The organism is Paenibacillus polymyxa M1 (assembly GCF_000237325.1).
Taxonomy (GTDB): Bacteria; Bacillota; Bacilli; order Paenibacillales; family Paenibacillaceae; genus Paenibacillus; species Paenibacillus polymyxa_C.
Genome location: NC_017542.1, coordinates 239,438 through 253,111, shown reverse-complemented (window position 1 = coordinate 253,111; position 13,674 = coordinate 239,438). Strand labels below are relative to the sequence as shown.

At 36.5% G+C, this 13,674-nt stretch carries 7 protein-coding genes; all 7 read right to left on the bottom strand.

Translation table 11 applies throughout. The annotated features are described in order from the left end of the window. Window positions 1-497 precede the first annotated feature (497 nt). Window positions 498-2,741 carry a UvrD-helicase domain-containing protein gene (locus PPM_RS01075; RefSeq protein ID WP_013368843.1) on the bottom strand — a complete coding sequence of 748 codons (2,244 nt, stop codon included), beginning with the start codon at window positions 2,739-2,741 and terminating at the stop codon, window positions 498-500. After that, window positions 2,738-5,605, bottom strand: a complete 2,868-nt coding sequence (locus PPM_RS01070) for a hypothetical protein (RefSeq protein ID WP_013368842.1) — start codon at window positions 5,603-5,605, stop codon at window positions 2,738-2,740. The genes PPM_RS01075 and PPM_RS01070 overlap by 4 nt, the downstream gene beginning before the upstream one ends. A 196-nt stretch (window positions 5,606-5,801) precedes the next feature. Then, a complete protein-coding gene (locus tag PPM_RS01065) occupies window positions 5,802-8,981 on the bottom strand; it encodes a P-loop NTPase fold protein (protein WP_013368841.1) in 3,180 nt (1,059 codons plus the stop codon). Next, on the bottom strand, window positions 8,962-9,726 hold the full coding sequence (locus tag PPM_RS01060; protein ID WP_013368840.1) for a hypothetical protein: 765 nt from the start codon (window positions 9,724-9,726) through the stop codon (window positions 8,962-8,964). The genes PPM_RS01065 and PPM_RS01060 overlap by 20 nt, the downstream gene beginning before the upstream one ends. Then, entirely contained in the window at window positions 9,692-10,621 is a 930-nt protein-coding gene (locus PPM_RS01055) for a queuine tRNA-ribosyltransferase (protein ID WP_013368839.1), read from the bottom strand. Before PPM_RS01055 ends, PPM_RS01060 begins: the two co-directional genes overlap by 35 nt. A 110-nt stretch (window positions 10,622-10,731) precedes the next feature. After that, window positions 10,732-11,523: a hypothetical protein gene (locus tag PPM_RS01050; protein ID WP_013368838.1), complete on the bottom strand. Its 792-nt coding sequence runs from the start codon at window positions 11,521-11,523 to the stop codon at window positions 10,732-10,734. Between the two features lie 93 nt (window positions 11,524-11,616). Further along, window positions 11,617-13,671, bottom strand: coding sequence for a tRNA-guanine transglycosylase DpdA (dpdA, locus tag PPM_RS01045; RefSeq protein ID WP_013368837.1), 2,055 nt, complete (start codon window positions 13,669-13,671; stop codon window positions 11,617-11,619). Window positions 13,672-13,674: the final 3 nt, after the last annotated feature.

Here is a 13,674-nt window from a genome sequence, read left to right as displayed (position 1 = left end):
TTGTCTGGTGTTGCCGCCCCTCCGGGCGGGATACCCTTTATCTGGCCTCCCGGCAACCCTCTGTCGCTCTCGCTTCTCTATTTATTCCTCCGCCCGCCCATCCTTTATTCCCATGTTTGTTAGTTTATATTTTATAATACACTTATTTTATATATTTTAACGTCGGACATTCTATTAATAGAATGTAGAGAGGTGAATAAAATGTAATTAGTTATCAGTAAGAAAATTCTTAAATAATTGTAAGGGAAAAGTAGAGGAACATTGCTGAATTAAAGAAAAGGCCATGGAGATGGAATAGATATTCGACATGAAATTTCGAAAAGCGAAAGAGGTTAAAGTTAACACTCTAACTCAAAACTCCTTCTAACTCAACGAAAAATGGCCATATGATCTGGCATTCATTTTTCGCTGGGCTAGAGAGAACTATAAGATACCTTTTCTACACAAATTGCGTTCATATTTAATAGCTGCTAACACTCAAAAGAACATTTTTTAATTTAGTTCAAGTTTATCTTCACTACACTACTACCTAACCGCTCAAGTGCCGATCTTGCGCTCAAGACTTCGTCTTGCCAAGACCAATTCTGATCTCCTATCTGTCCTGCCTTCGTTTTACCATGCCCAATTAAACATATAACGTGTTCTGCTCTAGTTACCGCTACATAGAATATTCGAGCTTCTTCCTCTAAAAAATTGCTTCTGTAGGAGCCGATCCATTCATTGTACTTGGAAGAGGATCCTACTTCACCGGGCAACTTAAGGTCGATACCCCACTCAGGATGTGGTATGAAATCGGGTATGTTATCTTCCATTAGAAGCGGACGCCCGATGTCTGGAATAATTACGATTGGGTATTCTAATCCTTTTGCCGAATGTATGGTAGAGAACCTTACTTTGTTAGACCTAATTTCCTCTTCACCAGTGCTGGCTTCGTCTGTCTCCATACCTGATAAAAGAGCGGATTGAAAACGATCAAAAAATTGCTGTAAAGTTAATGCTTCAGTATTCATTAGATCTCGTGACCACATAACTAACTTCTCAAGATTTGCCACTGCTTGGAGGTCGCCTAATTTACCGTAGGACTCTCTCACTTTAGTAAATTCATAAATATCAGTTAATAACTTTGGTACTAAATCAAGTTTCATCTGTTTGCGTATTTTTTGGATCCCTTCGTACCACTCTTGGCAATCCTCTTCATTTTCGAACCAATCACAAAGCACCAAATTTTCACCAGTGCTACGATAAATAGAACTTGAAGCTTTAAAAGGGAGAAAAGGCGTTCCAAGTGCAAGATCAAGGGAGACATCATCAGGATACTTAATTATAGCCTGTAACATATAATAACAAGATATGATTTCAGGTTTACGAAAGAAACCGCCCCCAAAATCCGTTTGAATAGGAATACTTTCTGGCATTAGTGACGCGTATTGAGATAGTTGATAATTTGATCGGAACAAAACACAAATATCTCTATACTCAATTTGACGCAATCCCTCAGATCTATCATCAATTTGTTGACCAATGAACTCATTTATTTTTTCCACTAAGCGTTGAGCTATCGGTAGTGTACGTTCACTATACACATTGATGTGTTCATACTGAAAGGGTACTAATGAATCTGTAGGATTATGAGCATCATCTGCCTGAGTGGATTTGTCTAACAAAAAATTATAGCGCTCTCCCATATGTGTAAATAGAGACGTTTGAGCTTGAAATAATGGCATAGTTGGGCGCCTAGAGGCACTAAGAGAAAGCAGAGGCTTTTTATTATCATTAGCTATCTTTTCTAACACTCGATGGTCTGATCCTCTAAATGCATAAATAGCTTGTTTACGATCACCAACAACGAGTACATGCTGCAATTTTGGTGATAACTCCTGTATGATCCGCATTTGTAGTTCATCTGTATCCTGAAACTCATCAACAAATAAGTATTGGAATCGGGAAGCAACTAATGGAGTTATTTGATCCCTATGATGCTCAATAAGGGTGGCACTTTTATGAAGCAAGTCATTTGTGTCCATACCGTTCACACTATTCTTTACTTCTTGATAATTGCTTTCTAACATATTCAATATGTGAGCAATAGCATTACGATAATTTTGATTATCATCCTTTTCATCTTGAGCAAACGTATTTTCTACCATATCTTTAACCGAATAGCCCCTGCTTCGGATCTCTTCGTACCACTTTTCAATTTTATTAGCCATTTCATGTGTAGCCCATTCTACTTTTTCTATGTCAAAAAGACACTTGGTATCAGGATTATCCAGTGCTTCGCTCATAGTCTTCTTCAAAGCCGTTTTAAAGTAATGTTTAGCCATTAATATTTGGGATTCATGAGCAATATGCTCTGTGTATCCAAAATTAAGAAGTAACATTGTACAAAATTTATGAATTGTTCCAATAAATGTGGAAGCAATTCGTTCCTTCTGTTCAATCCATCTTGTACGTTGAGTAAAGTCATTATTTTTCTCTGCTTCCTTAACTCTATCATACACCCCGTTTTCGAGCCTTTCACGCATCTCATCTGATGCTTTATTTGTAAATGTAATCAAAGCAAAATCATCTATATTTACTTCTCCATCATCTATTAATTGTAAAACAGTAGCTACCATTGTACGCGTTTTACCTGATCCAGCTCCTGCTGAGACAATTGTAATTTTTTCAGTATCTCTAACACTGTCGACTATAGCGGCTTGTTCTTCTGATACAGAAATACCACCTCTTAGAATACTCATTCAGTGAAATCCTCCTTTGCTACAGTTATACCTAAACATTCTAACCTGACAGGACATGATTTGCAGTGATCCCCAGTATTTTTCGGGAAATTACTACTCTCAATGTTATTTATCCAATGTACTATTTTTTCTCTTACACCTGAATAATGCTTCTCTAATTTGTTGGTATACCAGTTAGATCCACTCTTTTTCTCAACTTCTACCATATAGTAAGAATTAATGGTATCTCTCCACCAATCAACAGCTCTTTTTTGTGTAGGAAATAAACTGACTCCTTCAATATCTATATCTTCTACCGTCCCATTGCCACCCTTTTCATCTTTAATGCTTCCTGGTAACAGCCATTCTTCTGTCTGGAGGTAATTTATGAGTGGTGATTGTATTTTTGTTCTGTCAGCTATGAATGGAACATCAAGATTAATTTTTACTGTCCTCTCTTCATTCGTCCCAGATAACATCACACGAAAAGATTCCTTTTTTCCTTTTTTAACACCTTTAAAATAATGCTTAGTCACATCTTCGAAATATAATATTTGATTCTTAACTTGGTTCTCTATTGAATGCCAAGTTATTGAACCAAAGGCCGGAAATAACTTTAACATTCCCTCTTTCGATGATTGCATATATTTCATTAGAAACTGGGAAGTAGGTAGAGAATAAGGTTTTTCTTCTTTATTTCTTTCAATTAGACTAAAAATGCGATTAAGCCATACTCCTTGCGCGTAAATCTCAAGTTGCCACCCATTACGATACATTCGTACTTCTGGATGTAGCATCTCGAGTCTATATCTGAGTGGACACAGACCATAATGAGCTATTTCACTCAAACTATACTCTTTCCTTTTAGCCGAACGTGCTTTTGATTGCTTTATATCTTCAGGTGCTTTACTTACATCAAGTGTATCGAGAAGAGCCCTCTTTTCTCTATTAGCTCCAAGTATTCTCTCAATTTCTTGGAAATATGTACTTGGTTGAAAGGAATGGTCTCCATCCTTTTGGGCATAGCTAATCACAAGATTTTCTTGCACAGATTTAACTACAGTCAAAAACATATATCTCTCTTTGTACAAATGCTCTCTTCTTCCATCCCCATAAAATGGCCATGGTTCAGGGTATAGAACAGGTGCATGAACATTGTCGCATCCTACATATATCACAGCCTTAAACTGCATTCCATCTAATGTCTCTGGTATAACAATACGCAGATTATGACTTGTTACATTTGATTTTTCTTGCTCCTCTTCATCTTCATTGTCGCTTTCTCCCCGAGTTATAGCATGAAGAGCATCCCCAAATTCAGTTGTTGTAAGATCAATAGAATAATAATTACTTAATTCATCAAACACCTCCCTAATTTTCTCCAGAACCTCTTTCTCTGATTTCCGAATATCTTCGGGGAGCATTTCATTTAATTGCTCTTGTAACTTTTCGATATGCTCTGCTACTGGGGATTTTTTGTTCGAAAATAATCTGAAACAAACAGATTCCAACATCTTTACAACCTTAATCCAGTTCCTAACTGTTTCAGAATCTATTAATTTAGTTGGAAGACGTACATCATCTGTCTCTTCGCTATATCTTTCCAATTGCTCTAGTTTTTCAATCCATTCCTCTTTCGTTTTGCATGCAGTAAAATACTGATTTTTTGCCGCTCTAAATAAAGATGTCGAGTCTTGAATTGATGCACCCAGCCATCCAGATGCTATAATAGATTCGAATTCATTCGATTCAAGTAAAAAACCTTCTTCATGCCATAATTGATAGAGATTTAAAATAAATCTCCCAACAGGTGTTAACAACAGTAATCTCGGATTGATTGGCAGAGTTACTAAATGTTTATTCCCATCTTGATCTGTAAATTCTAAGGGATTCATGGAAAGATAGTCTTGAAAACGATCATTAAATTCTTTTGCCCTACGAGTAACAATTACAATTTCTTCAGGTTGATACAGACCTTCACTAAACCATTTCTCTATTTGTTCAAGGCATCCCTGGAGCTCGCGATCTCGATTTACAAACTGTCTCAGAGAAACATTCTCAACTTGTTTAGGGAAAATCTGAGTTTCACTATCAGAGAATAGTTTTTTTTGGATATATTCGATATCCTCTTTGGTGCTTAATTCACTCGTTTTAATTGAACTACGACCAGCCCAAATAAAGTCATATGTGTTTCTAATAATCTGATAAGCTTGCTTTTGATTATCATTATAGGGTGCTAAGAAGAATACTTCTTTTCCTTGCTTCTCACACTGCTCTATAAACCACTTTTGTAAATCTGTCAAAAATGTAAAACCTTCCATTATAACTATATCCGTAGTAATTTGGTTGTTCTTAAGATACTCTCGAATAGCTTGCTCAAATATTTTTTTATTTTCTCTTCTCAAATTATCATAAAATGTTTTTTGAATCTCTTTCAGATAGTCTTCTATCTTTGGATTAACAAGTTGGTCCTTCTTTATTTTTGAAAGTTCCTCAATACGTAAATCGATCCCCTGTGCAGCTAGATCATACAATAAGCGACTCCAAGACATAAAATCATGGCGTAATAAATTGCGCAGGCTTATGTCATCTTTAGAAACTTCATCCATAGCCCGGAATAACATTGTTTTGGCTTCGCCACGCGGTGCTAACAAATACTCACGCTTTGTCCACTCCCTTAGTACATCTGCAAATAGTGCCTTTTTACGGTCTTTACCTTCATCGTCTTGGAAAACTTGCTCCGCAGGTATGAGACCATCTTTTTCCCGTTGAATAGCAATAGCCATGGTGGCAGTTAAATATGTATAACTACGACCCTTTATAATAAGGTCTCTAACTTGTGATTCTGCTGGTCTCTGATTACTATATGTGAATAGAGTAAGCATAAAGTCCTCCTTAAGAATGGAAAATTAAAACTATATCACTATTGTATAGAGATATCGTACCATATATGAACTACTTTGGAAAAAGAAATTAGGAGGAACTAGTATGTCTTTTCCAAACGATTTATGTCATAACATGGAATATCTGCTCCTACAAAAAAAAGCTTAGAGGCTAACACCTCTAAGCTTCTTCAAAATCTTATTTACATCCTGAAGCAACCAAGCGTATCTCAACTACCTCAAAGAGGGCTGGAAATCTCATTTTTAATTCATCCAACAATCGCTTCCATTGCATAGGCGGAAGCGTAGTAGAGCCCTGTTCTAATAATAATTTCAAATGTCTCTTAACAGATGGGCGTAAATCGTCATTAAGTTCAATTTTCATTATCAAGTCATCTAAGCTCTTCACACCTTCACATCCAAGATCATTTTTTAGATGCTTGATCACATTCTGTTGTTCAAATTCTCGTATGTCCATCACTTCCAAACGAGTTTTCAGTTCATAAAAATCAATACTCTGCCATTCAACAATATTATTCTGAATGTCTAGATTGGCTCCCTTCCGTCTTACTAACTGTTTTGCAGTTTGCACTAACCTGGCCCATATCGCTTTTACTAACTTTACGTCGTCTATTACATGGTTGGAACGTAGGACTTGTGTCCAAGCATTTCGAGAAATGGATAAACAGTGTATCAGCATACTTAGATCATCTATAGTCTTGATTAACTCTTCTTTTTCTATAGAAAGCTTTGACCAATCAGGACGATCATTACTCCAATCCTCGCTTAATATTTTATTGAACTCACCCATTTGTTTCTCAACCTCTAAGCATACTGATTCGAATTGCTTAGACAAATCCATTACATCTCTATATAGAGATGCATTGACTGAAAATCTGTTCATAATTCCCTCTTGCTCAAGACTTTCTTCAAATTCCGAATAATTTAAGTAGTCTTGAAGCGTATATGTTGTTGTTACATCAAACCCCCTAATTCTTTCTGCATGTAACAAGTATTTTTTATTTCTCGACCCTAATAAAAAGGGAAGCATGCCTTTTGCCGTTTGAATTTTTTGTTTTAGGTACTTATCTAATAAACCAAGATACGTTAAATAATTATTTTTCAATCGTAGAAGAAAAACATAGAGTGACTCTTCTCCAATCTGGTATTGTTCTAGCTCCTTGACAGGTTGATAACTCTCCAACCAAAGATCGAATTCAAAGGCCAATTCTCTTTTACCATTAGATTTGGGAAACCTAATCAAGTTATCTCGCAACAAATGCCAATCCTTATAACTCTCCTCAATAAGATTTAACACATCCTGAGTTAAATGGAACTGTTTTTGTACCTCTGATGACCATCGGGCATTTCCAATTTCAAGACATGTTTCAGCCCAATTTTTCAAAAGATAAACAAAAGAATCAATGGACATTCCCAAGCCTTTCTCTAATTCACAATGCCAACTACGTTTTATGTCTTCCGAATTATATATCCATCTTGCGGTCTCATATTCATTTGCAATTTGTTGAAAAACTCTAGCTTTTTCCGAGTACTTTAACGATTGAAAATTTGAAATCTGGAGCGCAGCAAACCCTCGCTTGACGACTATACTTCTAATTCCTGTCCCCTTTGAATCTAATGTAATAGGATAGCGAGTTCGGTTCACTACACTTCTCCTTTGGATGGTAGATGTCATTCTTGGAGTGGACGGTAGTGACATATTTACACCTTTTACTACTTCATGAATGAGAGACGAAACTCCCAACCTTACAGAGTCAAGAAGTTCTGGATTGACTTTCTTACCTTCAACCCAATCTCTAACGCTAGATTTAACTACATTGGGTTGTTGTGGATCTCCTTTCGTCATCAGAACAGAATTAATTTCACTCTTAGTTTCAAGAGTGTTCAGGCTAACTTTCACTTCTTCATCAAGATATCCAAAATAGCGTAATATTTTTTGGGGAATAAGACATTCATCCTTTTCCTCAGGAACGTACCATTCAGCATACGTCTTTATAAAAAGCTCAGGATGATCGGAGAACTTCTCCCTTTTTACCAAAGGAAGCACTCTGGATATCTTTTCCCTTTTTCCATTCTGAAAAAAACGAATGATCTCTTTACTATTAAGGATCATATATCTAAGTTTACCTTTACCCACCGGAATGGCATCAAATGTTCTTCTGATCAAATGACGATTAAACGGCAAGAGATTTACCTCTTGTACTATCTTTTCATCATCAACCTCTTCTTCTTCCGATATACTATAACCTTTACACTCCCAATAATGAGGGCATTGATTACCACAGGCGAACCCTTGAGAAGCTTTTAACTGAACTAAATAATTGGACATGTAACTGGACACTTGAGAGCGATCTAAGTTGTAGAAATCCTTTCCTGACTCATCAGACAACCACAATTTTTTTACTCTATCTGTGATGGTGTCCAAATTTTGAATTCGTTGTGTGAGATCGAATCCTTTATCTGTGTCTCGAACAACTCCTGGTGTAAGACCAATGACTACATCCCACTTTCCTTCCTCAAGGGTAATTATCTGATCCAGCAAATCAGTAGCATATATATTAACTGACTGTACAAGATCATCAATTAGTAACAACGGACGTATATTCATTCTTTTTATTTGCTCTGTCAACTCCTTAAAAAGAGAAGCAATATCTTTACCTTCAAATAAGAATTGATCTAGTTTTTGTGATAGTTTTTTTCTTAATAAGGAATAATCTATGGGAATTTGAAGCGTGGTGTTCGATATTAGGTCATCAAATTGATTTTGATGTAGCACTTCCAATGGTTTCTTTATTCGGCCATTCTGCACTTGCAATATAAATTCTGTTACGTTCTTTTCAATAACAGGCCTTATTAATAATGCAGTCGGAACAATCTCTTCATCGGTAGGAAGAATTTCTGACAGCGTTGACCACACAATTTGATTTATTAAGGTTATTGGTTTCTTAAGTAGTAGATCCCAACGGGTTTCATCAATAGATATCCCTAAAGGAATACCTATGGCAGCATAACATTTCTTTATCAAAACCTGGGGATTGAGCTCAGTACGAGAAATACGGACAACAGGTCGATTCACCTCATGTAGTTGCCATTTATCTTTGATCCAACACAATAACTCAGATTTACCAGATCCAGTAGAACCAAATAAGAAAAACACACGGTTTCCTTCAGCATCCACTTCTAATAAATTTTTAAATAGTTCATTTTCAGTTATTTCTTCAAGAAGTTGATTTCCATGGTATCTATGCATGACTTGAGGAAAATGCGTTTTTTGAAAGTAATCGGGAGAATAGTTATACCTCTCATCTGCAGTTCCTACCAATAACTTTAGCGCATCTTTATTTAGACATGGTATCATCGTTATCCCCCTGCTTCTTTTTTAGTTGAATCCAATTCCACTCTTGATTAGGTCCATACGATTTAAAAGGCAGGTCTTGTTTGTAGCTAATTTCGAGTGACTTATGTTGTAACCCCATTAATCCAAAAATCGCACCTCTAAAGATCATACCCTCTGAAGTGATGCATGGTAGAACAGGATGGATTTTCTCTTCACAAAATAGATGAAGTGCTCCCTCCCATTCGCCTACCTCCTCTACAATCTCCTGTAAAAGTGAAATATGAGGTAATGCATAAAATCCTGTGTATACCCGCCTCCCTAATCCCCAAGATTCCATCATCCGTTTCCAAGCATTGATTTTCTCATGACCAATCATTGTTTTTGTAAAATTTTTGTTTACATGATAATGAATGTTAGTTTCGAACATCTTATCTTGTTTTACAAAAACCTGATTGTATAAGGAGGAGAAGATGTAATTTAAGCTTTCTTCATCTTCATTCTGTGATAATGAGATTTTGCTTAACCGTTTAAATACCTCTTTGTTACTCCATTCCTTATCTTCAACAGCAAATAGTACTCCTTCTTCTTTTCGTATAAAGTGGAGATCTAGAAGTATGGTTATAACTCCCTCAATCAAGGAAGTAATATCTCCTTCTTCTGTATATTGATAATATTCTCGAAGTGTATTGATTTTAATGCCACTTTGCTCTCTAATCGTTTCATAGATTGACTCAATTTCTGGTCCATAACACATCTGGAAGAGCATATGCTTCGCCTCCGTTCTTTTCTTTCAATAAGTCATTAATTACAATAGAGAGATGATAATAATTATGTATTGATCTCAGTCTCATGTGTTTCCTTGGCGAAGGAATAAAGAGATCATAGGCATTAATTTGGCATACAGGGCAATTACAAGGAAGCGGTTCACTGAGTCGTGGACTACTTAATTTTGCGTGTGACTTGGACAAAAAAAAGGTTTTAAATGGTCTGCTATAAAACACCTGAAAGAAAGCCGCTGCCATTGTTGGCCTCGTAGAATCAAAAGATTTCACCCCAATATTAATCATAGCTTGCATCTGAGGAACCCCTGTTACTCCAAAGACATGAAGGTTAGATGACCCAACTATATCTGCTGCATAGTTAATCATTTCAATTTGTTTATTTTGATTTTGTGACAACAAAGAACCGATACCAAATGATCTATAACCGATTCGAGATAACTCTTTTGCAGAAAATTCTATACTTGCCCGATCGTAGCCCTGGATTACCCCCATTGGTACTACATGTCTAGGAAAATTCTTAGAATTAAAAAGATTCATGTATTCGTAAGCATTAAACAATGTTTTTTCCATAGCCATATATCGTTCCGATAGTGATGTTTTGTTGAGCATCGGCTCATCAAAGTGAACCATGTAAGCCTCGTAAGGATCACAACTCTCAAGAAAAGATATTTGTATCTGAAATATATCTTTCAGTGAGGGGCGAGTTTCTTGTTTTACATAATAGACCGACCCACAGTCCAGTATTAATTTTTTTGGTTTTGTCTTAAACCTTCCTATAGTCCCTTTGTTATCGGGCACAGCGCTTACGAGAATAGAGCAATCCGGATAATAATCTGTAAATATAGCATCGCTATGAGACCATCCAACATAGAATTGCAAGATATCTCTCCTTTCTTTTTTTACGTGACTTTACGTGATAAATGAATTTTAGCATATTTCCTTTATCCCAGCTACCACTAAATAATAAAAAAAGTGAGCCTTATTAAGGCTCACTCTATCCATTCTTTCCAAATTTGATATATAGATTCACGAACAGCGCGATGAAATCGAAATTTCCCATTCACACTTAGATACGATTGCCAAAAAGGGTTATCGCGTTGAAAAAAATCTCCCGTCCAACTCATATGATGAAATGGTTTAGATAAGTTTGGTATCTTGACTACATAATCTTTGGAACTCCATTCATCTACGAAAAATTTAATATAAAACTCCCAGGCAAAACTCATATCTGCAACAGATTTTTCTCTGAAATCTTTTCGCTCCGCGATAGGCAGGTAGCCAAGAAACGGATACTCTTTAATCAGACATTTTAAATATTGGATGAAGTCACTACAGTAATTAGGCCATTCTTCATTTTTAATTTTGACGTCGTTAAACATCTTCAAGATACCTTGAAACGAATGAAGAGTAAGTAACTTGGTAGAGTTACTACTGAGTTTATCTTTTCTCTCGACTATTCGATTGATAAAATCATAAGATAGCGTTACTTTCTCACAATATTCTGCTAAATAATGCTTTGACGAAACAAAGAGTGTTACGTATTCATCCCCTTCCTCACCTTCTGGTAGAGGGTAGAGGAACACCGGATTGGATACCTGTATTCTATCTGTGGTTTGGCTTATCATTTCTTCGTAACTTACCGTAACAACATTCTGGTTAAAGGTTGCTGTATTTATAACAGGAAAATTCCATAATCTAAGTTTATGTAATGTATTAACGCTAAAAAAAACTGTATCATTGTTCCTATTTAACCTGCGCACTTCATCAATTGAAAATTGCATTAGAATTCCCCCAAAGCAAATATGCCCTAGTGTATCACACTAGGGCAACTTACGCAGCATTACTATATCTTAAAGTCGTCAAACCTTATAAATTTAACCATGAGGTATATCTAAAGATTTCCTAAGTGCTTTGACTTGCTCATGATACACATGCGTGTTATGGAAACCTCTTCTTCTATTTCGATTATTCCCACGAAACACTATTGTGTCGATACCAATTGTCTTACATATTTCGCATCCACATGTCTCCCATGGACGTTCAGCGAGCACCTCACGGTAGAGATCTTCATGGACTTCACGCTTCTCCCCTAGCAGTTCATCATATCGTAGTATCGCTGACAGGGCTTCTTCCAATCCCAATTCTCCATTACTAAATGCTCTCAATGCCTTTAGAGCACTCTGTTCAAGTTCTTTGTACTGAAGGAACTCTCCCTTTCCTTCTTGAACCATCTTTTTCACTCTACCGGATGTTTCTTTAGCTTCTGGAATTCGAATAGCTGTATAGTGTTTTCCACTCAAAGCATGATAGTTATGTCCTGTACCTAGCCAAGCACGTCGCAATGGAGAACTCGAGTCGAATGAAGTAACTCCAAGTTTATGAAAAGATCTCATCGTGCGGATATCACGCGCAACACCAAACAAGTGCAAACGGAATTTTTCATTTGGAATAATGGGTGAAATTTCTCTTAAAATCTCATATATTTTTCCCGATTGTTCCCTTGCGAGTCCACCAATCGCAATATAGTCATAGCCTAAATTGATTAGGTGCAATGCCGCTTCTTTAAATGACTGGGGATCCCATCCTTGAATAATTCCAATCGGATGAAACTTATGTGTCCCTTTACGGTATTCCACAATAAATTCCTCGGCCCTTTTCAGTGTTAACTCATATCTAAACTGCCTTGTGTCCAAGTCCTTCTTAAACGGGCCAACGACCAAGTGATCAACCGAAACACCATAATTGATTCCCAATTCATCATAATAGTCGATAATTTGCTTCGTAGTATACGGCGGAACTTCGTTGCTAATATAACTAAATGCTCCGCAATCCCCCATGATTGGAAAGTCCTCTGGCAGATGGAGAAACTTGTGAATGCCACCCATTTCTTTTATGAGTTGAACTTTTTGTTTAGTAGCATTATCAATGTTAACTTTAGATACCAACAAGCCATCATATTGAGGAGTTCCATAAATCTGGTGAGAATACACATCGTGTAGCAATGGATTCCGGTCTTTATGAGAGACATCATTTATAAAGTCATAGTTAGGATCAACTCGATCATCATTCTCTGGCAAAAAGAAGTTAAGTTCCGCTTTATAGTTTATAGCAATTAAAGAATCTGGTACTGGGAATAACTCACTATAAAAATTTAAGAGATTAGATGCTTTAAGTGAGTCAACTCTATTTTCTTTTTCAGAAAAATCAGATAGAGTAAGTTGCTTATCTTTGCTTGCAAAAGATTCCATAACATAATCACGTACTTTAGCCGGGTTTAAATAAAGATCTTCCCAGATTTTATGGTGGCCCACAGCAGATGCTTGTTTTAACAGTTGGGCAAAAAGAAATCCCTTAATACCAATGAGCCCGAATCTAAATACTTTGGCCTCATCCTCCCCTATAGAAAGAAGATGATAATTTTCTTCAACCATAACTCTGGTTCTACTTGAATTCCCTGCAAAAAAGAAAAGTCTTTGCTGACTACTAATACTCAGCGGCCATTCAACAGACTGTAGATACTTATCACCAAGGAGAAAGAACACTAGATCGTATTCGCGAATTCTTTCTTGCAGTGTTTCGGTAATTCTTTGTCTTTTTGACCAATTCTTTATAGTTTGGGAATTCATATTGTTAAACGTCACTTCGTAAGGAACGATCTCTTCATTCTCACTTAACAATCCATACCCTGCAGAAATTATATTAACATCAATTTTTCCGCCGTACTCTCGGTAAAGATTAATGCCTTCCATCAATGCCAGATGTTGACTACCTGTGTACATATCCTTGGCTGTTGTTCTATACGGGGATAATTCGGATTCTCTCTGATGTAATCTGTTTGCATCCTGAAAATCTTCAAATAACAATTGATTCTCAGGCTTGCTGACTTTCTCACCCGTACATGAGGTCACTACTAATATGCGTTTTTCCATATG